Origin of the sequence: Streptomyces sp. NPDC050658 (genome assembly GCF_044457025.1) — a bacterium.
Classification (GTDB): Bacteria; Actinomycetota; Actinomycetes; order Streptomycetales; family Streptomycetaceae; genus Streptomyces.
Genome location: NZ_JBITGM010000002.1, coordinates 796,643 through 819,740 on the forward strand (window position 1 = coordinate 796,643; position 23,098 = coordinate 819,740).

Genomic DNA, 23,098 nt, shown 5'->3' on the forward strand with positions numbered 1-23,098 from the left:
GCCCTCACGATGACGACCAAGGCTCTTGAGGGCGTACGCGTCCTCGACATGACGCACGTCCAGTCCGGGCCCTCCGCCACCCAGCTGCTCGCCTGGCTCGGCGCGGACGTGGTGAAGCTGGAGGCGCCCTCCGGGGACATCACGCGGGGGCAGCTGCGTGACCTCCCGGACGTCGACTCGCTCTACTTCACGATGCTCAACTGCAACAAGCGGAGCATCACCCTCAACACGAAGACCGAGCGCGGCAAGGAGCTCCTCACGGAGCTGATCCGCCGCTCCGACGTGATGGTCGAGAACTTCGGTCCCGGCGCCGTGGACCGGATGGGCTTCACGTGGGAGCGCATCCAGGAGATCAATCCGCGGATCGTCTACGCCTCGATCAAGGGCTTCGGAGAGGGCCCCTACACCAACTTCAAGGCCTACGAAGTGGTCGCCCAGGCCATGGGCGGCTCCATGTCGACCACGGGCTTCGAGGACGGGCCGCCGCTCGCCACGGGCGCCCAGATCGGCGACTCCGGAACGGGCATCCACGCCGTCGCCGGCATACTGGCCGCCCTCTTCCAGAGGGAGAACACCGGTCGCGGCCAACGGGTGAACGTGGCCATGCAGCACGCCGTCCTGAACCTGTGCCGGGTGAAGCTGCGCGACCAGCAGCGGCTGACGCACGGGCCGCTCGCCGAGTATCCGAACGAGGACTTCGGGGACGAGGTGCCGCGTTCCGGCAACGCGAGCGGCGGCGGACAGCCCGGATGGGCCGTCAAGTGCGCGCCGGGCGGGCCGAACGACTACGTGTACGTGATCGTGCAGCCGGTCGGCTGGCAGCCGCTCACCGAGCTCATCGGCCGCCCCGAACTCGCCGACGACGCCGAGTGGGCCACTCCGGAGGCGCGGCTTCCCAAGCTCGGCAAGATGTTCCAGCTGATCGAGGAGTGGTCGTCCACGCTCCCCAAGTGGGAGGTCCTGGAGCGGCTCAACGCGCACAACATCCCCTGCGGCCCGATCCTCTCGACCAAGGAGATCATCGAGGACGCCTCGCTGGCCGCGAACGAGATGGTCGTCGAGGTCCCGCACCCGCAGCGGGGCTCCTTCACCACCGTCGGTTCCCCGCTGAAGCTGTCCGACTCCCCCGTGGACGTGGTCAGTTCGCCGCTCCTCGGCGAGCACAACGCGGAGGTGTTCGTCGGGGAGCTCGGTCTGGGCGACGAGGAACTGCGCCTGCTCAAGTCGAACGGAGTGATCTGATTGATGGCCGAAGACCGCGCACTGACGGTGCGGGCACTCCTCGACCGGGTGCGTGCCGAGGGCCGTACGGCGCTGACGGCGCCCGAGGGCAAGATCCTGGCGGACGCGTACGGGATCGCCGTACCCGGCGAGGAACTGGCGACGGACGTCGACGAGGCGGTGGCACACGCGGCCCGCTTCGAGGGACCCGTCGTCATGAAGATCGTCTCCCCGGACATCCTGCACAAGACCGACGCGGGCGGCGTCGTCGTCGGCGTGGAGGGCGCCGCCGACGTGCGCGCCGCGTTCTGCGAGATCGTCGGGAACGCCCGGTCGTACGCTCCGGAGGCACGCATCGAAGGCGTGCAGGTGCAGGAGCTGCTGCCGTCCGGCCAGGAAGTGATCGTCGGGGCGGTGACCGACCCGACCTTCGGCAAGGTCGTCGCCTTCGGGCTCGGCGGTGTCCTCGTCGAGGTCCTCAAGGACGTCACGTTCCGCCTCGCGCCCGTCGACGCGGACGAGGCGGCGTCGATGCTCGACTCGATCGGCGCCGCCGAGATCCTGCGCGGCGTGCGGGGTGCTCCGGCGGTGGACCGGTGGGCCGTGGCCGAGCAGATCCGCCGGGTCTCCGAACTGGTCACGGACTTCCCGGAGATCGCCGAGGTGGACCTCAACCCGGTGATCGCCACTCCGGAGGGCGCGATCGCCGCGGACATCCGCGTCATCCTCTCCGAAGAGACCGCCAAGCCGCGCCGCACGTACACGCGCGAGCAGATGCTCACGTCGATGCGGCGGCTGATGCAGCCGCGTTCGGTCGCCGTGATCGGCGCCTCCAACGAGCAGGGCAAGATCGGTAATTCGGTGATGCGCAACCTCATCGACGGCGGCTTCTCCGGAGAGATCCATCCGGTGAATCCCAAGGCCGATGACATCTTGGGCCGCAAGGCGTACAAGAGTGTCACGGACGTTCCCGGTGAGGTGGATGTGGCGGTCTTCGCGATCCCCGCCAAGTTCGTTGCGTCGGCCCTGGAGGAGGTGGGTCGCAAGGGCGTCCCCAACGCGGTCCTGATCCCCTCCGGCTTCGCGGAGACCGGTGAACACGCCCTCCAGGACGAGATCGTGGCGATCGGCGAGCGGCACGGGGTGCGGCTGCTCGGCCCGAACATCTACGGCTACTACTCGACGTGGCAGGACCTGTGCGCCACGTTCTGCACGCCGTACGACGTCAAGGGCGGGGTCGCCCTGACCAGCCAGTCCGGTGGCATCGGGATGGCGATCCTCGGATTCGCGCGCACTACGAAGACGGGCGTTTCGGCGATCGTCGGGCTCGGCAACAAGTCGGACCTGGACGAGGACGACCTGCTCACCTGGTTCGGCGAGGACCCCAACACCCAGTGCATCGCCATGCACCTGGAGGACCTCAAGGACGGCCGCGCCTTCGTGGAGGCCGCTCGGGCGACCGTCCCGAAGAAGCCGGTCGTCGTCCTGAAGGCCGGCCGCACGGCCGCGGGGGCGAAGGCCGCGGGCTCGCACACGGGCGCGCTCGCGGGCGACGACGCCGTGTACGACGACGTCCTCAGGCAGGCGGGCGTCATCCGGGCGCCCGGCCTCAACGAGATGCTGGAGTACGCTCGCGCGTTGCCGGTCCTGCCCACTCCGCGGGGCGACAACATCGTGATCATCACGGGCGCGGGCGGCTCGGGCGTGCTGCTCTCCGACGCGGTGACCGACAACGGCCTGCGCCTCATGGAGATCCCGGAGGACCTCGACACGGCCTTCAAGGCGTTCATCCCGCCCTTCGGGGCGGCCGGCAACCCCGTGGACATCACCGGTGGCGAGCCCCCGTCCACGTACGAGGCGACGATCAGGCTCGGCCTGGAGGACCCGCGCATCCACGCGCTGGTCCTCGGCTACTGGCACACCATCGTGACCCCTCCCATGGTCTTCGCCGAGCTGACGGCCCGCGTGGTCGCGGAGTTCCGCGAGCGGGGCGTCGAGAAGCCCGTGGTGGCGTCTCTGGCGGGCGATGTCGAGGTCGAGGAGGCCTGCCAGTACCTCTTCGAGCGGGGCGTCGTGGCGTACCCGTACACGACCGAGAAGCCGGTGGCCGCGCTCGGGGCCAAGTACCGCTGGGCGCGGGCGGCCGGGCTGCTCGGAGGTGGTCGATGAGGGGGTGAGTCGAGGGCTGTGGGCGGCCGGCGGCACGCGCCGGCCGCCCAGGAACCCGCGCGCACACGAAAGGAATTGGACAGGGGGCGCTGGCCAGGATCTTTTCGACGCAAGGGGTGCTAGAGCGACATGACAACCACTGACATCCATACGTCCGTCCCGTACCGGGAGGTGACGGACTCCAACGGCCGGATGTACCGGGTCGGCGAGACCGATGTCGACATCATGGGCCGCAAGCGCAAATGGATGGTCATCCTGCCGTGGGTGGGCATGATGGGCATCAGCTCGGCCGAGTACGCGTTCGCGTCCGCCGAGGACACCCTGCACACCGCGCACTCCTGGAGCAGCCAGCACATCTTCTGGATGCTCGGCGTCTGGGTCTTCTTCCAGGCCGCGGTGGCCTTCCCGGCGGGCAAGCTCCGCGAGAGCGGAAAACTGCCGGCCCGCTGGGCGATGATGCTCGGCGCGCTCGGCACACTGCTCGGCTATCTCTCCCTGGCGTTCGCGCCGCATGTGGTGGTCGCCTATATCGGCTTCGGCATGTTCAGCGGCATGGGCGCCGGCATGGTCTACGCGACCTGCGTCAACATGGTCGGCAAGTGGTACCCGGAGCGGAAGGGCGGCAAGACCGGCTTCGTCAACGGCGGGTTCGCCTACGGTTCGGTGCCGTTCGTCTTCCTCTTCACCGGCTACATGGACCTGACGAACTTCCGCTGGGTGCTGGTCTCCGTGGGCCTGCTCCTGGCGGCCATGGTCGCCGTGGCGGGCTACTTCTTCCAGGACCCGCCGAAGAACTGGTGGCCCGCGGACGTGGACCCGCTGCGACCACCGACCGACCCGCGTGCCCGCAGGGCGCTGAAGATGAACCCGCCCGCAGTGCGGCAGTACACGCCCAGGGAGGCGTGGCAGACGGGGCGCGTGGCGCTGATGTGGTTCTGCCTGCTGTGCACGTCGGGCGTGAACATCTTCGGCATAGCGTTCCAGGTGGACATCGGCAAGGAGGCCGGTTTCGCCGGCGGGATCGTCGCCACCGCGATGTCCTTGAAGGCCATCGTCAACGGCACCGGCCGCGGAGTCATCGGCTGGCTCTCGGACCGCTACGGACGCAAACGCTGCCTGATCTTCGTCTGTATCGTCCTCGGCCTCTCGCAGTACGGAATCCTGTGGTCCGCGAACATCGAGAACCTTCCGCTGTTCCTGATCTTCTCCAGCATCTCCGGCTTCGGCGGAGGCGCCATCTTCCCGATGTTCGCCGCGATGACGGCGGACTACTTCGGAGAGAACAACAACGCCTCCAACTACGGCCTGGTCTACAGCTCGAAGCTGGTCTCCGGGCTCCTCGGCTCCGGCATGGGCTCCCTGGTGGTGGGCCACTGGGGCCACGCGGGGGCGTTCACCCTGGCCGGCTCCATCTCCCTGTTCGCGGGCTTCATCGCGCTCTTCCTGTCCCAGCCCGGCAGGCCCCGTTCCAAGAAGATCGACCCCAATCCGCAACCTCTCGGTGAGGAGATGGCCTGATATGACGGCGGAGCCCATCGCCGCGAAGAACGCGCCGGGCAGCCCGGGAAGCGCTGACGCGTCGCACCAAGGAGCGTCGTTTCAAGAAGCGTCGTACCAAGAAGTCACGGACGCGCGCGGGCGCGTGTACCGCGTCGGCGAGAGCGACCGGGAGATCCTCGGCCGGCCCCGATGGACGATGGTGGTGCTCCCCTGGGTCGCCATGCTCGCCATCAGCGTCTTCGAGTACGCCTACGGAGCGGCGGAGGACACCCTGTCCGCCGCTCATCACTGGACCTCGTCGAACACCTTCTGGGTGCTCAGCGTATGGATCTTCTTCCAGGCCGCGGTCTCCTTCCCGGCCGGGAAACTGCGCGAGAAGGGCATCTTGACCAGCAGGGCGGCGATGCTGACCGGTTCGGTCCTCTCCCTGCTCGGCTTCGTCAGCCTGAGTCACGCGCCGAACGTGGCGGCGGCGATGGCGGGCTTCGGCCTCCTCGGCGGGGTGGGATCCGGGTTGATCTACTCGACCTGCGTGAACATGGTCGGCAAGTGGTATCCGGAGCGGCGCGGCGGCAAGACGGGCTTCGTCAACGGTGGATTCGCCTACGGAGCCGTGCCGTTCATCTTCCTGTTCTCCTATGGCTTCGACACGTCGAACTACCGCACGGTGCTCGATCTCGTCGGCTTCTACGTGTTGGCCGTGACGCTGGTGGCGGGGCTCTTCTTCAAGGATCCGCCGAAGAACTGGTGGCCCGCGGACGTGGACCCGCTGCGGCGGGACGGCGACTCGCGTACGGCGGTGGCCCTGGCCAAGAACCCGCCCGCGGTGCGGCAGTTCACTCCCGGAGAGGCGCTGCGGACCGGCGTCGTCCCGCTGATGTGGGTGTGCATGCTGTGCTGCGCCGGTGTGTCGATCTTCGGCATCTCCTTCCAGGTGCCGTTCGCGAAGGAGATGGGCTTCGGTCCGCTCATCGCGGCGTCGTCGATGGGCGTGATGTCGGTGATCAACGGCACGGGGCGGGGCGTGGTGGGCTGGCTCTCGGACCGGCTGGGACGGCAGCGGACCCTGACGTATGTCTGCCTGGTCCTCGCGGTGGCGCAGTTCGGCGTGCTGTGGGCGGGCGAGATCCGCAACCAGCCGCTGTTCCTGGTCTTCGCGTTCCTGTCCGGCTTCGCGGGCGGAGCCTTCTATCCGCTGTTCGCCGCCCTCGTACCGGACTACTTCGGAGAGAACAACAACGCCTCCAACTACGGGATGGTCTACAGCGCCAAGCTGGTCAGCGGGCTCTTCGGCGGTGGCTTGGGCGCGATGGTCGTGGCCTCGTGGGGGTACGTCGGCGCCTATGTGACGGCCGGTGTGGTCTCGCTGGTCGCGGCAGGGCTCTCCCTGCTGCTGCGCCAGCCGGGGCACGCGCGCGTGGCGCCCGCTTAGCGGGCCGCGCGGTACGACAGCGGCCGGCCCCCGCACTTCGGTGCGGGGGCCGGCCGCTGTCGTACCCGGAGGGGCCGTTCAGTCGCCGCAGCGCTCGCGGAGCGAGTGCAGGTGCTCGCTGGACTTGCGGGCGAAGGCGAAGGACTCGACCGGGTTGTCGTGCTCGGTCTGCCAGTGGTGGTAGCGGCGGCCTCCATGGGTCCGCGCGGTCACCTTGGAGAGGAACTTCTTGTAGTCGATGTCGCCGTCGCCGACGTCCACCATGCGGTAGCCGTCACGCGTGCTCTCGTCGCGTATGCCGTCCTTGACGTGGAACAGCGGGTAGCGGTGCGGCTGCTTGAGCACGTAGTCGAGCGGCGAGAAGGGGGCCGGGGTGCCGTCCGGCCGCTTGCCGAAGCGGAACTGGGCGCAGAACGCCCAGTAGATGTCCATCTCCAGGAAGACGGACTCGGGGTCGGTCTCGGCGAGCAGCACGTCGTAGAGGCGCGTGTTCGGCTTGTCGGTGGCGAAGGAGAACTCCTCGGCATGGTTGTGCTGGTAGAACTTCATGCCGCGCTTGCGGGCGGCTTCTCCGTACGTGTTGAAGTCCTCGGCGGCGCGCTTCCAGCCGTCGACGGTCGAGCCGTAGCGGAAGGGTCCTGACGCGGTGCCGATGTGCTTGAGGCCCAGTGCCTCGGCGTCGTCGAGGACTTTGGTGAGGTTCTGCGCGAAGGTGTAGGCGCCCGGATTGTTGTCGTCGTAATAGCCGACGTGGCTGCCGATGGGGTTGAGTCCGTGGTCGCGGGCGAGCTGCTTCAGCTGGGCGAGGGTGATGGCGCCCGCCGAGCCCTGGGTGTATCCGGCGAACTCGATCTCGTCGTAACCGTACTTCTCCAACTCGGTGAATACCGGGGCGAATCCGAGGGTGGAGACCTTGTCGCGGAGACTGTAGAGCTGGATGCCGAGGCGGCCGGGCGGCAGGACGGGCCGGCCTCGTCCCTTCTCCGCGGTGGTGGTCGCGGCGGAGGCGGGGGTCACGGTGGCGGCCGTGCCGACGATGGCCGCGGCGGTGGCGCCCGCGGCCACGCCGAGTACGCCGCGTCTGCTGAGGCGGTGGGTGAGTTCTGGGTCGGCGGAGGTGGGCTTGCGGCTCATGCGGTTCTCCTGGGATCGCGTCAGGGTTGACTCAGGGATGGGTTCGAGAAGCGGATCAGGGGCCGATCGGGGTCGAACCCTGATGGCAGGGGCCGCGCCGTCTGGTTCAGTGGAGATCAAGCTGAACTCGAGCGGCGCGGTGCACGCATCAGTGCAGTCCTGCGAGTTGGAGCAACAGCGATTTCACATCGGTGGCCGCGACGCGGCCGGTTACGGCGCGGGGGGTGGAGCACAGAATGAGCGGTCCGGAATCGAGGTCCTCGCTCGTGGGGAGGCGGCCATGGCTGCCGCGAATAGGTGACGGGTCCAGGGGCACGACCGCCATGCGGTAGCGCATGCCGAGCTTCTTGCGGGCCAGCGCGCCCGCGGCCTTGACGCGGACGTAGGGGTCCGTGGGGTCCATGAAGAGTTCGACGGGGTCGTAGCCGGGTTTGCGGTGGATCTCGACGAGCTGCGCGAAGTCGGGCGCGCGGGCGTCGTCGAGCCAGTAGTAGTACGTGAACCAGGCGTCCGGCTCGGCGACGGCGATGAGTTCGCCGGAGCGCGGGTGGTCGAGGTGGTGGGTCTTCTTGCCCTCGTCGTCGAGGAGTTGCTCGATACCGGGCAGACCGGTGAGGGCTTCGCGGGTGACCTCCAGATCTTCCGGCCTGCGGACGTAGACATGGGCGATCTGGTGGTCGGCGACGGCGAAGGCGCGCGAGGCCATCGGGTCGAGGTACTCCATGCCGTCCTGGGTGTGCACTTCCAGGAGGCCCGCGCGGCGCAGGGCGCGGTTGATGTCGACGGGTCGGCTCACGGGGGTGATGCCGTATTCGGACAGGGCGACGACGGTGCGGCCTTCGGCCTTCGCGTCGTCGAGAAGGGGGGCGATGGTCGCGTCGAGTTCGGCGGCGGCCCGGTGGGAGCGCGGGTCGTCGGGGCCGAAGCGCTGCAGGTCGTAGTCGAGGTGCGGGAGGTAGCAGAGGGCCAGGTCGGGGTGGCGGGTGTCGATGATGTGGCGGGTCGCGTCCACGATCCAGCGGCTGGAGACGATGTCGGCGCCGGGTCCCCAGAAGTGGAAGAGGGGGAACGTACCGAATTTCTCGGTGAGTTCGTCGTGCAGGGCCGGGGGCCGTGTGTAGCAGTCGGGTTCCTTGCGGCCATCGGCGTAATAGACGGGACGGGGTGTGATGGTGATGTCGGTGTCGGCGCCCATGGCGTACCACCAGCAGATATTGGCGACGGTGTAGCCGGGGTGCGCTCGGCGGGCGGCGTCCCAGAGTTTGTCGCCCGCGACGAGGCCGTTGTGCTGCCGCCAGAGCAGTACGTCACCGAGTTCGCGGAAGTACCAGCCGTTGCCGACGATGCCGTGCTCGGCGGGGGTGGTGCCGGTGAGGAAGGTGGACTGGGCGGCGCAGGTGACGGCGGGCAGGACGGTGCCGAGCGTGGCCCGCGAGCCGGATCCGCCCAGGGCCTTGAGGCGCGGCATGTGGTCGAGGAGACGAGGGGTGAGGCCGACGACGTCCAGGACGAGGAGGGGTGTGGGGCTCATGGGAGTTCCTTCAGGCCGAGGTCCGTCAGGAGATCGCGGGCCAGGGTGAGTTCGGCGGCGATGCCTTCGGCGAGCTGGGGGCGGGAGCGGGGGCGCAGCGCGGTCGGCAGCGCCTGCCAGGTGTAGGTCTCGACCTCAAGGTGGCGGGTGCGGGGATGCGGCCCGCCGACCAGGTGAGCGAGCGTTTCCTGGAGCACAGGAAGTGTGGAGGTGAGGGGCGGCGCGGGAGCGGCATGCAGCGGGACGTGGAAGTGGGCGCGCCAGGGTGCCGTGTCGGGCAGGGCGTCGCCGCCGAGGGCCTCGCCGAGGTCGTCGGCGCCGCGCAGACCGGCGGCGGTGCGGGTGCGTGTCTGGTGCAGGAAGCGGGGCTCGTCGAATGCGGCGAGGGCCGCACGGACTTCGGGGAGTTGGGGGTGTTCGGCATGCAGAGCGGCGGAGAGCTGCGACTTGACGACGGGGATGCCCGTGGCGGCGAGCGCGTCGAGCGCGGTCCGCGGTTCCTCGAAGGAGGTGGCGAGGTGGCAGGTGTCGACACAGACACCGATGCGGTCGTGGCCGACCGCGGTGAGGGGGGCGATCGCGTCGCCCGTGGTCTCGACGGTGCAGCCCGGCTCGGGTTCGAGGCCGACACGGATGGACCGGCCGGTCAACTCGGCCAGGGCGTCCAGGCGTTGGGCGAGCTTGGTGAGGGCGGTGCGGGCGGACTCGGCCCGTGCGGCGTCGAAGGGGGTGCGCCAGGCAAGCGGAAGGGTGGAGATGGTGCCTTCGGTGACGTCGTCCGGGAGGAGAGCGGCGAGCAGCCGGGCCAGGTCGGTGGTGTGGGAGAGCCGCTCGGGGTCGGTCCAGTCCGGCTTGTAGACGCGGTACTTGACCTCTTCGGCGCCGAAGCCTTCATACGGGAATCCGTTGAGGGTGACGACCTCGAGGCCGCGCCGGTCGAGTTCGGTGCGCAGTCCGCGCAGCGCGGCCGGGTCGGTGACCAGGGCGTGCGCGGCGTCCTTGGCGAGCCACAGACCGATGCCTATGCGGTCCCTGCCGAGCCGTCTGCGGACGGGTTCGCAGTGGTCGCGGAGTTGCGTGAGGACTCCGTCGAGTGTCTCCGCGGGGTGGACGTTGGTGCAGTACGCGAGGTGGACGACGCTGCCGTCGGGGTGCCTGAAGCGCATGGCTCACGCCCCGCCACGGAGGATGGAGTTGCCCTCGTGGGTGGCATCGGTGTCCGTGACGTCGAGGGCGAGCCGGCCGCTGAGTCCGTAGAAGGCGACCGGGTTGCGCCACAGTACGAGGTCGACGTCGTCCTCGTCGAACCCGGCCTTGAGCATGGCGTCGGCGACCTTGCGGGTCTTGAGCGGGTCGCTCTTGCCCCAGTCGGCGGCCGAGTTGACCAGGACGCGCTCGGTGCCGTGCTCGTGCAGGATCGCCACCATCCGGTCCTCGTCCATCTTGGTGTCGGGATAGACGGAGAATCCGAGCCAGCAGCCGCTGTCCTTGGCCTCCTTGACCGTGGTCTCGTTGAGATGGTCGACGAGGACCCGGTCCAGGGGCAGCGCGGATTCCCTGACGACGTCGAGGGTTCGGCGCAGGCCCGCCAGCTTGTCGCGGTGCGGGGTGTGCACCAGCGCGGGCAGTTCGTGGTCGGCTGCGAGCTGGAGCTGGGCGGTGAGCGCGGCGTCCTCGGCGGGGGTCATCGAGTCATAGCCGATCTCCCCGACGGCGACGACGTTGTCCTTGACGAGATACCGGGGCAGCGCGTCGAGGACCGGGGTGCAGCGGGGGTCGTTCGCCTCCTTGGGGTTGAGGGCGATCGTGCAGTGGTGGGCGATGCCGTACTGGGCGGCGCGGAAGGGCTCCCAGCCCAGGAGGGAGTCGAAGTAGTCGAAGAAGGAGGCGGGTGAGGTGCGGGGCTGACCCAGCCAGAACGCGGGCTCGACGACGGCGCGGACGCCCGCGGCATACATGGCCTGGTAGTCGTCGGTGGTGCGGGACGTCATGTGGATATGGGGGTCGAAGATGCGCATCAGGACTCCTGCTCCTCGCCGGTCGAAGGGGTCGCGGGGGCTGACGGGGCCTCGGGGACTGACGGGGCCGCTGTGGCGGAGGGCTCCGTAGGGGCGGTCAGGGCCAGGACACGGTGCAGGTCGCCGGGGACGGGGCGGCCGGCGGCGGTGCGTTCGCCGGCGTAGTCGCCGAGCATGCGGGCCAGTTCCGCGTCGGCGTGGGCGCGGCGCGGGAGGTCGGCGACGGCCTCCACGGGGACGCCGGTGAACAGGCACTTGAGGACAGCGTGCCGCCAGTCGTGCGGGGCGAGGTGCCGAGCGGCGTACGGTCCGACGGCAGCGGCGACGAGCCGGGTGTCGTTGGTGCGCAGGGCGTCCTCGACCAGGGGCAGGGCTTCCGGGCCCGGCACCAGGTGGGGCAGGGCGTGCAGGACGGCTCTGCGTTCGGCGGCGGTGCCCTGTTCGTAGACGCGGGTGAGGGTGGCCGGGTTCGCGTCGGCGGCGTGCAGGAGGAGCACGCGGGCGGCTTCGGCGTGCTCCTGGCCGCAGCGCCGGCCGGCCTCGGCGAAGCGCAGTTCCCAGGCGGGGGCCGGGTCCTGGTCCGGTTGTCCGTGGTGGGCGGCGGCTTCGGCGGTGGCCTGGTCCAGCCAGGCCCGGGCGGCTCCGCCGAGGGTGGCGTCCAGGCGGGTGCGGAGGTCGGTGATGGCGGTGGCGGGGGCGTCGGTCACGGTGTTCCTCCTCCGGCTGCGGTTCGAGCGGGGGCGCTCCGGTCCGGGGCGTGCAGACCCTGCGCGGCCCGGTGCAGGAACTCGATGGACTGGGAGGCGAGTTGGGGGCCAGCGTGGGAGTGGCGGGGCAGTTCGACGACGGTCAGGCCTTGGTAGCCGGTCGCGGCCAGGGCTTCGAGTACGGGCGGGAAGTCGATCTCCCCGTCCCCGAACGGGAGGTGTTCATGGACGCCGCGGCGCATGTCCTCGATCTGGACGTGCCGTAGCCACGGGGCGGCGGCGCGGACGCAGTCGGCGGGAGGAAGGGGTTCGAGGCACTGGCAGTGGCCGATGTCGAGGGTGAGGCCCAGGAGTTCGGGGTGGCCGAGCAGGTGACGGAGGTGGTGGAAGTCGGCGAGGGTGGAGAGGAGGTGTCCGGGTTCGGGTTCGACGGCGAGGGGCACTGCGGCGCCGGACGCGGCGTCCAGGACCGGGCCGAGCGAATCGGCGAGGCGCTGCCACGCGGTGTCTTCGGCGGTGCCCTCCGGAGTGATGCCGCTGAAGCAGTGCACGGCGTGCGCGCCCAGGTCGGCGGCGACCTGGACGGCCCGGATCAGCAGCCGGATGCGGGCCGCGCGTGCGTCACGGTCGGGGTCCAGGAGGGAGGGCCCGTGCTTGCGGCGCGGATCGAGCACATAGCGGGCGCCCGTCTCGATCGTGACGGTCATCCCGTACCGCTCCAGGCCGCGGGCCACGTGACGGGTACGGGCGGCGAGGTCGGGGGCGAGCGGGTCGAGGTGCATGTGGTCGAGGGTCAGCCCGACGCCGGTATACCCAAGGTCGGCGAGAAGCCCCAGGGCGTCGTCGAGCCGCAGATCGGTGAGTCCGTTGGTGCCGTAGCCGAAGCGCAGGGGGGCAGTCCGGAGTTGGGGGGCAGGGCCGGGCGCGCGTCGGGGTCCGGCCGCAGGGGCTGGCGCGCCGAGCGGTCCGGCCGCATGGTCGAGAGCACTGCGGGACCAGGGCGCGCGATCGGGCGCACTGCCCGGCCCAGGCGCACGGCCGGGCGCGCTGCCGGGTCCGGACGCGCGATCGGGCGCGCTGCCGGGTTCGGTCTGTGGCGGGTGCCGTCGCTCCGTTCCGTCCGTCACGTGACGCTCACCTTCCGGCCGAACCGGCGGGCTGCCGGGGCCAGGGCGGCCGTTGCCAGGGCGGTGCCGAGGGCGCCGGCGCGGGCGGAGAGGGCGGCCTGGAGCGGGATCATGGCTCGGATGCCGCCGCCGACGGCTCGTTGGGTGAGCTGCGGTGACGGATTGAGTGTGGCGTGGAAGAGGGGGCGGGCGGCGGTGGCGGCGTAGGTGGCCGAGAGGGCGGCCTGCACTGCGGCGCGGGCACCGGTGCGCCAGGCTCCGGGCGCGGCATGTTCGGCCGCGCCCCCAGCCGTGGAGCCCGGCAAGCCGCGGGTGGCTGCTGCCCGTCGGCCTGCCGGGAGTTGACGGGTGCCGTCGCTGCCGTGACGGCTACCAGTTCCGATACCGCCGGCGCGGCTGCTCGCGCTGTCACGGCCGGCACGGCTGCCGGTCCCGTCAGGGTCGCCTCCGCCATCACGGCTACCGGTGCCGTCACCGCCGCCAGTGCCATCACGGCTGCCAGTGCCATCACGGCTGCCGGTGCCGGCACGGCTGCCGGTCCCACCGATGCCACCCCCGACCGCCAGCACCCGAGCCAGCACCGCCGTCGCTGCCAGTGCTCCCAGTGGTGCCGCGGTCGAGCCGCCCTGGGCCTCTCGTCGGGAGACCGTGGTGACGGCGAGGGTGTGGGCGCCCAGGAGCAGGGCGTCGGGGGTCGCGGCGCGGAGGCCCGCAGTGGGGTGGCCCTCGGCTGTCGCCGTCGACGTCGCTGCCGCGCCCAGGAGCAGGTCCAGGGCGCGGGCCGTGGCCATGGCGGCGGGACCCGCCGGGGTATGTTTCAGGCCCAGGTCGTAGGCCCAGACGGTACCCGCGAGGGCGCCCGCCACCGTCAGGGCGGGGCGTCCCGCGCGGGAGGCGAGGGCCAGGCCCCCCGCGGTGAGGGCCGCGGCCGCGGTCAGCGCTGCGGCGGGGGCGATGCGGCCGGAGGGCAGGGGGCGGTGTGGGCGTTCGACGGCGTCGTCCGCGCGGTCGGCCCAGTCGTTGAGGGCCATGCCCGCCTCGTACAGGGAGAGCGAGGCGGCTATGGCGAGGAAGGTGCGGTGGTTGGGCCGCAGTCCGGTGGCCGCGGCCCCGGCGAGCGCGTCGCCGGGGACGGTGAACAGGGCGGGAACGCGCAGCAGTTCGGCCCAGTCACGGAGTCTTCCCCCGCCTCGGCCGTCTCCTCTGCCTCCCTCGCCTCCTTCTCCTCCCTTGTCTCGCCCGCCTCTCCCATCTCCCCTGTCTCCCTCGTCTTCTCCGACTCGCCCGCCACGCCCGCGCGAAGCGCCCCCACTCACAGCGCTCCCACTCACAGCGCTCCCGCTCACGGACATGGCCGCCGCACGCCCCGCCCCCTCACTCGCCCCCCTCACAGGCTCGCCCCCTTCAGTCGGGTCGCGAAGCCCAGTAGGGACTCGTACTGGTCGGCCAGTGACGAGGACGCGCCGGGGTCCGGGTCCTTGAAGTAGAAGGCGAGGGAGTGCAGGGGGCCGGAGAGGCCGAGTTCGTGGGAGCGGGCCAGGAGGCGGGCCAGGTCCAGGATCAAGGGGGCCGCGAGGGCCGAGTCGCAGCCCTGCCAGGTGGTCTGCAGGACCATCCGCGCGCCGAGGAAGCCGTCGAAGGCGATGTGGTCCCAGGCGGTCTTCCAGTCGCCGAGGGACGGGACGTCGTCGATGTGGACCTCGCCCTCGGGGGCAGCGCCCAGAGTGTCGGCGAGGACGCGTTCCTTGCCCGCGTTCTTCGCGGCTGCCGCTGCCGGGTCCGCGAGGGACGCGCCGTCTCCGCCGCCGAGGAGGTTCGTGCCGGACCAGGCCCGCACGGCGAGGGCGCGCTGGGCGAACATCGGGCCCAGGACCGAGCGCAGCAGGGTCTGCCCCGTTTTCCCGTCCCGGCCCGCGTAGGGCAGGCCCGATGCGGCGGCGACCGCGGCGAGTGCCGGGTGGTGCAGCCCGGACGACGGGGTGAAGTTCACGTACGGGCAGCCCGCGCGCATCGCCGCCGCCGCGTAGAGGGAACTGGCGGGGAGGCGCCCGGCGCCGTCCGGCGGCAGGGGTTCGGTCGAGGCGACGTTCACCACGACCGCTCGGGCCAGCCCCCGTCGACGTACGAAATCTCGGAGGTCGTCCGTGAAGGACACGATGAGCTCCTCGTCCGAGCGGCCGTCGACGTCGACGTCGACACCGGAGCCAGTGCCCCTACCTGTGCCCCTGCCCGTGCGCGTGCCCGTGCGCGTGCCCGTGCGCGTGCCCGTGCGCGTGCCCGTGCGCGTGCCTACGGCCCCGGGGCGCGGCCCGCCCACCCGTATCTCCGCGTCCGCCGCCGCGAGTTCGGCGTGGACCGCCGAGGGGAGGCCGTGCGGAAGGACTCCCCCGGCGGCCAGTTGCTCGGCGCGCTTGGGCAGCGGGCACTCCATCGTGTCGTGGCCGCCGAAGACGAGCGACGACAACGTTGGCAGACCGCAGTCCGCGAACGGCGGGGTCTCCGTGACCATGCCCGTCGGCGGATGCAGTCCGGCGGCCACGGCCGCGCACCCCGCGACAGCCGTCGTGGCGACGGAACCTCGCGCTCCGATCAGCCACACCCCGGTGAGACCGCTGTCAGAAGTAGAGGAATTGGACACGGCTGCTGCCCTCCTGTCGTCCGCGCGGCGACCGCGCAGGGAAGAAAAAGACGGCGGGCGGAGGTCCGGCGTCCTCCGCCCGCCGCCGTCTAGCGACCCGCGCCGGAAGCGGTGCGGGCCGGCAGTTCCTTCACCCGGATGTCGCGGAAGGAGACCTGGTCGTCGGCACCGTGGTTCTGGATGCCGATGTGACCGTCCTTCAGGCTCCGCGCGGGTTCCGTGTTGGTGAAGTCGTTGATCTTCACTCCGTTGAGATAGATCCGAAGGCGTTCGCCCTCGACACGGAGTTCGTAGGTGTTCCACTGCCCCGGCGGATTCAGCGCCTTGTCGCGCTTCTTCACGTCGGCGGACTTGAAGCCGTAGACGGAGCCGGTGGTCTTCTCCGGTACGTCGGTGGCGTCGATCTGGATCTCATAGCCGTTGTTCACGGCCGACCAGGGGTCGTCGGAGGCCGGGAAGCCCACGAAGATCCCGGAGTTGTCGTCGCCCTCCATGCGCCAGTCGAGCTTGAGGGAGTACGAGCCGAGCTGCTTGGCGCCGTACCAGAGCATCCCCATCCCGCCGACGGTGGTGAGTGTCCCGTCCGTCTCGTTCAGCGCGAACGAGCCGGGGCCTGCCTGCTTCCAGGCCTCCAGGGACTTGGCCGTGCCGTCGAAGATCGGCGTATAGCCCTTCTCCGTACGGCAGTCGGCCTGCGCCGCGCCCGTCGCCCACTGGATCCCGCCGAGCAGATGCTGCCGGTAGGCGGGGTCGGCGAACGACTCCTTGGTGTGGCCGCCGCCGGTGTAGAAGGAGCGGCCACCCTGGTAGTTCTGGCACCAGGCGATGGGATGGTCGCCCGACATCGTGCCGCCGGTGTACGACGACTCGTCGAGCGAGGCGAGGACGCGGGCCCGGTCGCGGGGATTGGAGCGGTAGTTGTACCACTCGTCGGTGCGGTCCCAGATGCCCGGAAGATGTGCGGTGGACGGGTGCGCGTGGTCCTCGGTCTGGACCTTCGCGGGCTGGATCGCGGGATGCGACTGGAAGTAGGCGCCCGCGAGGCCTCCGTAGAAGGGCCAGTCGTACTCGGTGTCGGCGGCGGCGTGCACGCCCACGTAGCCGCCGCCCTTCTTGATGTAGCCCTCGAACGCCGACTGCTGCTCGGCGTTCAGGACGTCCCCGGTCGTCGACAGCCAGACCACGGCGTCGTACCGCGCCAGGTTCTTGGCGGTGAAGGCACCGGCGTCCTCCGTCGCGTCGACGGTGAAGCCGTTCGCCGCGCCGAGGTCCTTGACGGCCGCGATGCCGTCGGGGATGGAGTCGTGCCGGAAACCGGCGGTCTTGGAGAAGACCAGGACGTTCCCGCCCGCGGCCGACGCCGAACCGGAGCCTGACTGCTCCTCCTCAGAAGCCGCTGGGCCCGACACACAGCCGATGAGCAGGGCGGCCACTGCCGTAGCGGTCGCTGTCGTTGCGGATGCGCGCATGTGATGCCCCTTCCTCAGCTCGTCGTGAAGGTGAAGTCGTCGACGTCGTACAGGGCTCCGGTGCCCTTGCCCTTGAAGACCAGGAAGAGCGTCGTGGTCTTGGCGGGTGCCCCGGCGAGCGCGGTGCTCACGTCGGTGTACGTCTCCCAGCCGCCGGTCGGCGCGACCTTCGCGCTGCCCAGGAGCTTGCCGGTGACCGAGCCGCTGCGGACCTCCAGCGTGCCGCCGGCGCCGGCCGAGGCGACGCGCGCCGTCAGCTTGGTGGCGTTGCCGAGGATGTACGGCTTGAAGGAGATCCAGTCGCCGTTGTTGATGTCGCCGACGGTCTTTCCGCCGTGCGCCGGGGTGTGGTTGGCGATGGACACGCCCTTGGAGTCGTTGTAGTGCTCGCCCTGGCGGTGCTTGGGCTGGACGACGTTCTGGTCGTGGGTGGTCAGCGCGGGCTGGCCGTTCGCGCCCTTGTCGGTGTATTCGGCGTCGAAGACCCCGAAGATGTTGGCGTTCGGGTCGTGCTCGCCGTCCGCCGAGGTCTGCAGGGTGCCCTCGCAGCCGTTGGCCGAGGTCACCGGGTGACCGTGGCTGTCATGGCCGAGGATGTGGGTGACCTTGACCTTCGTGCAGTCGATCGGCCCGTCCTCCGGGTCGCTCACCTTCACCTTGAAGGGCACCTTGTCGCCGAAGGTGAACAGCTGCCCGTCACCGGGGAGTTCGAGGGTCACCTTGGGCGCGGTGTTGCCGACGGTGAGGTGCGCGCTCGCGGAACCGGTGCGTCCGGTGGAGTCCTTGACGGTCACCGTCGCGGTGTAGACGCCGTTCTTCTTGTACGTGTACGTCGGGTTCTGCTGGGTCGACTTGCCGCCGTCCCCGAAGTCCCAGGAGTAGGTCAGCGTGCCGCCGTCGGCGTCCGTGGCCTTCGCGGTGAACTTCGTGCGCAGCGGGGCCTGGCCGCTGGTCTTGGAGGCGGTGGCCTCGGCGACCGGGGAGTGGCCCTCGGTGGCGTTCTCGATGCGGAAGAGGCCGGAGTTCTCGTCGCCGCCGAACCAGGCGGTGCCGTAGTCGAGGACGTACAGCGCGCCGTCGGGGCCGAACTCCATGTCCATGATCTGGGTGCCCGTCCACGGGAACGGGTTGATCTTCGAGACGGTGCCGTCCTCGCCCTGCTCGATCCGCTTGATCCAGCGGCGGCCGAACTCACCGGCGAAGAAGTCGCCGTCGTACGCCTCGGGGAACTTCACCGGAGAGGTGTTCGCCGCGTCGTAGCGGTAGACGGGGCCGCCCATCGGGGACTCGGAGCCGCTGCCGAACTCGGGGACGGAGCCGCCGTCGTACGGGATCCAGGCCTCCTGCGCGGGCGGCAGGTCGGTCAGGCCCGTGTTGTGCGGCGAGTCGTTCTTCGGGGCCGCGCAGTCGAAGGCCGGTCCGGAGGTGCCGGTGGCGAAGTCGTAGTCGACGTAGGCGTCGTTCTTGCCGGTGCAGAACGGCCAGCCGAAGTTGCCCGGCTTGGTCACACGGGCGAACTCGACCTGTCCTGCGGGGCCGCGCTTGGGGTCGGCCGCGCCCGCATCGGGGCCGTAGTCACCGACGTACACGATGCCCGTCGGCTTGTCGACGCTCATCCGGAAGGGGTTGCGGAAGCCCATCGCGTAGATCTCGGGGCGGGTCTTCTCGGTGCCCTTGGCGAAGAGGTTGCCGTCCGGGACCGTGTAGCTGCCGTCGTCGGCGACCTTGATGCGCAGGATCTTGCCGCGCAGGTCGTTGGTGTTGCCTGCGCCGCGCCGGGCGTCGTAGGCGGGGTTGCGGTTGGCTCGCTCGTCGATGCGCGTGAAGCCGTCGGAGGCGAAGGGGTTGGAGTCGTCGCCCGTCGAGAGGTAGAGGTTGCCGTCCTTGTCGAAGTCGATGTCGCCGCCGACGTGGCAGCAGATGCCGCGGCTCGCGGGGACGTCGAGCACCTTCTTCTCGCTGGCCGTGTCCAGGGTGCCGTCGGCCTTCAGGACGAAACGGGAGAGGCGGTTGACGCCGTCGAACTTCTTGAAGTCCTCGGCCGTTCCCTCATTGGGGGCGTCGCCCGCGGGGGTGTCCATCGGAGGTGCGTAGTAGAGGAAGATCGCGCGGTTCTCGCTGAACTTGGGGTCGATGGCGACGCCCTGGAGGCCTTCCTCGTCATGGGTGTAGACGGGTATCTTGCCCGCGATCTTGGTGTTGCCCGCGGCGTCGGTGAGCCGCAGTGTGCCGTCGCGGGACGTGTGCAGGACGGAGCGGTCGGGGAGCACGGAGAGCGTCATCGGCTCGCCCGTCTCCGGCTCGCCCTTGGCGAGGGTCACCTGCTGGAAGTCTTCGGCGGCGGAGGCCGCGGAGTCGGCAGAGGCAGCTGCCGAGGGCGGGTCGGCGGGGACGGCGCCCGCTTGCGGTACGGCGAGGGTCAGCGACGCTCCGGTGAGGAGCGTGCCGGTGAGCAGGGCGAGGGATCTGCGGAGTCTCGGGCGTTTCCTGTGCACGGGGGTTCCTCCGGAAGGGGGACGGTCGTACGCGGGTGTGTGCGCCGTGCGCCGGGGTGCGCCGTCACCCCGGAAGTTTCATGTCCTGTACACATCAGGGACGGTAGCGAGCTTTGTACTTGGCCGAAAGCCCTTGTGCAGTAACAGAGTTCAGCTTCTTCCTCGCACAGGACAAAGCCGTGGTGGAACCCGGTCCCAGTCGAAACCGGGCCACCATCGAAACCGGGTCTCAGTCAGAACCGGGTCTCAGTCGAAACCGGGTCTCACTCAGAACCGAGCCTCAATCGAAACCGGGTCTCACTCAGAACCGAACGCCGCGTCGAAAGACGCGGTAGGTGGCTCGAAGTCGTACGCCTTCAAGCGCGCCAGCGCCTCCGGCGCGCCCTGCAGCCGGTCCATCCCCGCGTCCTCCCACTCCACGGAGATCGGCCCCTCGTACCGGATGGAGCGCAGCATGCGGAACACGTCCTCCCAGGGGACGTCACCGTGCCCCGCCGACACGAAGTCCCAGCCGCGCCGCGGATCACCCCACGGAAGGTGGGAGCCAAGGCGGCCGTTGCGGCCGTCCAGGCGGCGCCGCGCCTCCTTGCAGTCCACGTGGTAGATCCGGTCCCGGAAGTCGTAGAGGAAGCCGACCGGGTCGAGGTCCTGCCAGACGAAATGGGAGGGGTCGAAGTTCAGCCCGAAGGCCGTGCGGTGGTCGACCGCCTCCAGGGCTCGGTGCGTCGTCCAGTAGTCGTACGCGATCTCGGAGGGATGCACCTCATGCGCGAACCGCACGCCTTGTACGTCGAAGACATCCAGGATCGGGTTCCAGCGCGCGGCGAAGTCGTCGTACCCCCGCTGGATCATCGACTCGGGCACCGGCGGGAACATCGCCACCAGATGCCAGATCGCGGAGCCGGTGAAGCCGATGACGGTGTCGACGCCGAAGGCCGCCGCCGCGCGTGCCGTGTCCTCCATCTCGCGGGCGGCCCGCCGCCGTACACCCTCCGCCTCGCCGTCGCCCCAGATGCGGGAGGGCAGGATCGCCTGGTGCCGCTCGTCGATGATCGCGTCGCAGACGGCCTGCCCGACCAGGTGGTTGGAGATCGCCCAGCACTTGAGGCCGTACTTGTCGAGGAGCTGGCGGCGCGAGTCCAGGTAGGACGTGTCGCCCAGCGCCTTGTCGACCTCGAAGTGGTCGCCCCAGCAGGCCAGTTCGAGGCCGTCGTAGCCGAAGTCGCGGGCGATCCGGCAGACCTCTTCGAGCGGCAGGTCGGCCCACTGGCCGGTGAACAGGGTGAACGGGCGTGGCATGACGGCCTCCTCAAACCTGGGCGGGGATGTGCGGGACGGGGGTGTGCGGGATCGGGGTGTAGACGGAGTTCTTGGCGGCGCTCTCCTCCACCGCGGCGAGCACCCGCTGCACGCTGAGCCCGTCGGCGAACGACGGCTCGGCGACGCCGCCCGCGGCGACGGCGTGCAGCAGGTCACGCGCCTGGTGCACGAAGGTGTGCTCGTAGCCGAGGCCGTGGCCCGGCGGCCACCAGGCCTCCAGGTACGGATGTCCCGGCTCGGTCACCAGGATGCGGCGGAAGCCGGACGAGACGGCGGGCTCCGTGTGGTCGTGGAAGGAGAGTTCGTTCAGGCGCTCCAGGTCGAAGGCCAACGAGCCGTCGGAGCCGTTGAGTTCGAGCCGCAGCGCGTTCTTGCGGCCGGCCGCGAAGCGGGTCGCCTCGAACAGCGCGAGCGCGCCCGAGGGGAAGCGTCCGGTGAAGACCGCGGCGTCGTCCACGGTGACGGTCCCGGTCCCGGTCCCGGTCCCGGTCCCGACGCCGCTCTCCGCCGCGAGCCCGCTGGAGGCCCCGTCGAGCAGCGGGCGCTCGCGCACGAAGGTCTCGGTGAGCGCGGAGACGCCGGCCATCTGCTCCCCCGTCAGATACTGCGCGAGGTCCACGATGTGCGCCCCCAGGTCGCCCAGGGCTCCCGATCCGGCGCGTTCCTTGCGCAGCCGCCAGGTGAGCGGGAACTCCGGGTCCACCAGCCAGTCCTGAAGATACGTCAGACGGATGTGCCGCAGCGCGCCGAGGCGGCCGTCGGCGACCATCTGCCGGGCGAGCGCCAGGGCGGGAACGCGCCGGTAGTTGAAGCCGACCATCGCCACCTGGCCCCGCGCGCGGGCCCGTTCGGCGGCCTCGGCCATCGCCTCGGCCTCCTCTACGGTGTTGGCGAGCGGCTTCTCGCACAGTACGTGCTTGCCCGCCTCCAGCGCGGCGATCGCGATCTGAGCGTGGCTGTCGCCGGGGGTGCAGATGTCGACGAGGTCGACGTCGTCACGGGCCACGAGTGCGCGCCAGTCGGTCTCCGCGGCCGCCCAGCCGAGCCGGTCGGCGGCGGCGCGCACGGCGCCGCCGTCCCGACCGCAGACCGCCGAGAGGACCGGCCGCAATGGCAGATCGAAGACACGTCCGACGGTGCGCCAGCCCTGGGAGTGGGCGGCGCCCATGAAGGCGTAGCCGACCATGCCCACCCCCAGCGTCCGCTTACCCGTCTCAGCCTCGTGTTCCGTCTCACGCATGCGGTACTCCTCCTCGTCGACGCTCGGTGGGGGGTGCGGACGCGCGCATCACTTGAAGCCGGTGGACATGTACTGGCCGACGTTCTCCTTGTCGACCACGGCGGAGTAGCAGGTGACGAAGGACGGGATCTCGAACTCCGCCATGCCGCTGACGCCCTTGTTCTGGCCGAGCGCGCGGGCCAGGTCGATCGCCGATGCCGCCATCGTCGGCGGGTAGAGCACGGTCGCCTTGAGTACGCTGTCGTCGGACTCGATGGCCTGGAAGGCGGAGAGCGCGCCCGCGCCGCCGACCATCAGGAAGTCGTCGCGGCCCGCCTGCTTGATGGCGCGCAGGGCGCCCACGCCCTGGTCGTCGTCGTGGTTCCACAGGGCGTCGAAGTTCTTCTGGGCCTGAAGGAGTTGGGACATCTTCTGCTGTCCCGACTCGACGGTGAACTCGGCGGCCTGCCGGGCGACCTTCTTGATGCCCGGGTAGTTCTTGAGGGCGTCGTCGAAGCCCTTCGTGCGCTGCTTGGTCAGCTCCAGGTTGTCGAGTCCTGCCAGCTCGATGACCTTGGCGCCCTTCTTGTCCTTGAGCTTCTCGCCGATGTAGTGCCCGGCGCTCAGGCCCATGCCGTAGTTGTCGCCGCCGATCCAGCAGCGGTAGGCCTGCGGCGACGCGAAGACCCGGTCGAGGTTGACGACGGGGATGCCCGCCTTCATGGCCTTCAGGCCGACCTGGGTGAGCGCCTTGCCGTCGGCCGGCAGGATCACCAGGACGTCGACCTTCTTGTTGATCAGCGTCTCGACCTGGCCGATCTGGGCGGCGGTGTCGTTGGAGCCCTCGGTGGACTCCAGCGTCACGTCCGAGTACTTCTTCGCCCGCTCCTTGGCGTTGTCGTTGATCGCGTTGAGCCAGCCGTGGTCGGCCTGCGGCCCCGCGAACCCGATGGTGACTTCCTTGCCGGGCTTGTCGTCGGCGACCGGCTGGTCCTTGTCCGAGGCGTTGTCGGAGTCCTTGGGCTCGTTGCTGGTGCACCCGGTGATGAGCGCCCCGGTGGACAGGGCGGCCGCTCCGAAGAGCAGTCCCCTGCGGCTGGTGATCTCTGGCATGGCAA

17 protein-coding genes are annotated in these 23,098 nt (G+C 70.2%); 4 read left to right on the top strand and 13 right to left on the bottom strand.

The window, feature by feature from the left end; all coding sequences use genetic code 11:
- Window positions 1–9 precede the first annotated feature (9 nt).
- The 4 genes from frc (at window position 10) to ACIBKX_RS10360 (ending at window position 6,322) form a co-directional block, all read left to right on the top strand.
- A complete protein-coding gene (gene frc, locus ACIBKX_RS10345) occupies window positions 10–1,242 on the top strand; it encodes a formyl-CoA transferase (RefSeq protein ID WP_363271444.1) in 1,233 nt (410 codons plus the stop codon).
- Window positions 1,243–1,245: 3 nt separating this feature from the next.
- A complete protein-coding gene (locus ACIBKX_RS10350) occupies window positions 1,246–3,390 on the top strand; it encodes an acetate--CoA ligase family protein (RefSeq protein ID WP_363271445.1) in 2,145 nt (714 codons plus the stop codon).
- Between the two features lie 129 nt (window positions 3,391–3,519).
- On the top strand, window positions 3,520–4,908 hold the full coding sequence (locus tag ACIBKX_RS10355) for an OFA family MFS transporter (protein WP_363271446.1): 1,389 nt from the start codon (window positions 3,520–3,522) through the stop codon (window positions 4,906–4,908).
- Between the two features lies 1 nt (window position 4,909).
- On the top strand, window positions 4,910–6,322 hold the full coding sequence (locus tag ACIBKX_RS10360) for an OFA family MFS transporter (RefSeq protein ID WP_363271447.1): 1,413 nt from the start codon (window positions 4,910–4,912) through the stop codon (window positions 6,320–6,322).
- Between the two features lie 78 nt (window positions 6,323–6,400).
- On the opposite strand, the gene ACIBKX_RS10365 is transcribed toward ACIBKX_RS10360, so the two are convergent.
- From ACIBKX_RS10365 to ACIBKX_RS10425, 13 genes are all read right to left on the bottom strand, one after another.
- Window positions 6,401–7,456, bottom strand: a complete 1,056-nt coding sequence (locus ACIBKX_RS10365) for a sugar phosphate isomerase/epimerase (protein WP_363273853.1) — start codon at window positions 7,454–7,456, stop codon at window positions 6,401–6,403.
- A 148-nt stretch (window positions 7,457–7,604) separates the two neighbouring features.
- Window positions 7,605–8,987, bottom strand: coding sequence for a nucleotide pyrophosphatase/phosphodiesterase family protein (locus ACIBKX_RS10370; RefSeq protein ID WP_363273854.1), 1,383 nt, complete (start codon window positions 8,985–8,987; stop codon window positions 7,605–7,607).
- Window positions 8,984–10,153, bottom strand: a complete 1,170-nt coding sequence (gene eboE / locus ACIBKX_RS10375; protein ID WP_363273855.1) for a metabolite traffic protein EboE — start codon at window positions 10,151–10,153, stop codon at window positions 8,984–8,986. The genes ACIBKX_RS10370 and eboE overlap by 4 nt, the downstream gene beginning before the upstream one ends.
- A 3-nt stretch (window positions 10,154–10,156) precedes the next feature.
- Window positions 10,157–11,005, bottom strand: a complete 849-nt coding sequence (locus tag ACIBKX_RS10380; protein ID WP_363273856.1) for a TatD family hydrolase — start codon at window positions 11,003–11,005, stop codon at window positions 10,157–10,159.
- Entirely contained in the window at window positions 11,005–11,712 is a 708-nt protein-coding gene (locus tag ACIBKX_RS10385) for an EboA domain-containing protein (protein ID WP_363273857.1), read from the bottom strand. The genes ACIBKX_RS10380 and ACIBKX_RS10385 overlap by 1 nt, the downstream gene beginning before the upstream one ends.
- Window positions 11,709–12,602 carry a sugar phosphate isomerase/epimerase family protein gene (locus ACIBKX_RS10390; protein WP_363274030.1) on the bottom strand — a complete coding sequence of 298 codons (894 nt, stop codon included), beginning with the start codon at window positions 12,600–12,602 and terminating at the stop codon, window positions 11,709–11,711. The genes ACIBKX_RS10385 and ACIBKX_RS10390 overlap by 4 nt, the downstream gene beginning before the upstream one ends.
- 233 nt (window positions 12,603–12,835) lie before the next feature.
- Window positions 12,836–14,191: an SCO3242 family prenyltransferase gene (locus ACIBKX_RS10395; RefSeq protein WP_399375722.1), complete on the bottom strand. Its 1,356-nt coding sequence runs from the start codon at window positions 14,189–14,191 to the stop codon at window positions 12,836–12,838.
- 35 nt (window positions 14,192–14,226) lie between these two features.
- Window positions 14,227–15,477 carry an inositol-3-phosphate synthase gene (locus ACIBKX_RS10400; protein ID WP_363273859.1) on the bottom strand — a complete coding sequence of 417 codons (1,251 nt, stop codon included), beginning with the start codon at window positions 15,475–15,477 and terminating at the stop codon, window positions 14,227–14,229.
- Between the two features lie 89 nt (window positions 15,478–15,566).
- Window positions 15,567–16,946, bottom strand: a complete 1,380-nt coding sequence (locus tag ACIBKX_RS10405) for a ThuA domain-containing protein (protein WP_363273860.1) — start codon at window positions 16,944–16,946, stop codon at window positions 15,567–15,569.
- Window positions 16,947–16,960: 14 nt separating this feature from the next.
- Entirely contained in the window at window positions 16,961–19,441 is a 2,481-nt protein-coding gene (locus ACIBKX_RS10410; protein ID WP_363273861.1) for a PQQ-dependent sugar dehydrogenase, read from the bottom strand.
- Window positions 19,442–19,738: 297 nt separating this feature from the next.
- Entirely contained in the window at window positions 19,739–20,740 is a 1,002-nt protein-coding gene (locus ACIBKX_RS10415; RefSeq protein WP_363273862.1) for a sugar phosphate isomerase/epimerase family protein, read from the bottom strand.
- A gap of 10 nt (window positions 20,741–20,750) precedes the next feature.
- Window positions 20,751–22,001, bottom strand: a complete 1,251-nt coding sequence (locus ACIBKX_RS10420) for a Gfo/Idh/MocA family oxidoreductase (RefSeq protein WP_363273864.1) — start codon at window positions 21,999–22,001, stop codon at window positions 20,751–20,753.
- Between the two features lie 48 nt (window positions 22,002–22,049).
- On the bottom strand, window positions 22,050–23,093 hold the full coding sequence (locus ACIBKX_RS10425; protein WP_363273865.1) for a substrate-binding domain-containing protein: 1,044 nt from the start codon (window positions 23,091–23,093) through the stop codon (window positions 22,050–22,052).
- Window positions 23,094–23,098 lie beyond the last annotated feature (5 nt).

Bases quoted from the DNA above. Each gene is read 5' to 3' on its own strand.
- frc (WP_363271444.1), top strand. From the start codon at position 10: ATGACGACCAAGGCTCTTGAGGGCGTACGCGTCCTCGACATGACGCAC.
- ACIBKX_RS10350 (WP_363271445.1), top strand. From the start codon at position 1,246: ATGGCCGAAGACCGCGCACTGACGGTGCGGGCACTCCTCGACCGGGTG.
- ACIBKX_RS10355 (WP_363271446.1), top strand. From the start codon at position 3,520: ATGACAACCACTGACATCCATACGTCCGTCCCGTACCGGGAGGTGACG.
- ACIBKX_RS10360 (WP_363271447.1), top strand. From the start codon at position 4,910: ATGACGGCGGAGCCCATCGCCGCGAAGAACGCGCCGGGCAGCCCGGGA.
- ACIBKX_RS10365 (WP_363273853.1), bottom strand. From the start codon at position 7,456: ATGAGCCGCAAGCCCACCTCCGCCGACCCAGAACTCACCCACCGCCTC.
- ACIBKX_RS10370 (WP_363273854.1), bottom strand. From the start codon at position 8,987: ATGAGCCCCACACCCCTCCTCGTCCTGGACGTCGTCGGCCTCACCCCT.
- eboE (WP_363273855.1), bottom strand. From the start codon at position 10,153: ATGCGCTTCAGGCACCCCGACGGCAGCGTCGTCCACCTCGCGTACTGC.
- ACIBKX_RS10380 (WP_363273856.1), bottom strand. From the start codon at position 11,005: ATGCGCATCTTCGACCCCCATATCCACATGACGTCCCGCACCACCGAC.
- ACIBKX_RS10395 (WP_399375722.1), bottom strand. From the start codon at position 14,191: ATGTCCGTGAGCGGGAGCGCTGTGAGTGGGAGCGCTGTGAGTGGGGGC.
- ACIBKX_RS10405 (WP_363273860.1), bottom strand. From the start codon at position 16,946: ATGCGCGCATCCGCAACGACAGCGACCGCTACGGCAGTGGCCGCCCTG.
- ACIBKX_RS10415 (WP_363273862.1), bottom strand. From the start codon at position 20,740: ATGCCACGCCCGTTCACCCTGTTCACCGGCCAGTGGGCCGACCTGCCG.
- ACIBKX_RS10420 (WP_363273864.1), bottom strand. From the start codon at position 22,001: ATGCGTGAGACGGAACACGAGGCTGAGACGGGTAAGCGGACGCTGGGG.
- ACIBKX_RS10425 (WP_363273865.1), bottom strand. From the start codon at position 23,093: ATGCCAGAGATCACCAGCCGCAGGGGACTGCTCTTCGGAGCGGCCGCC.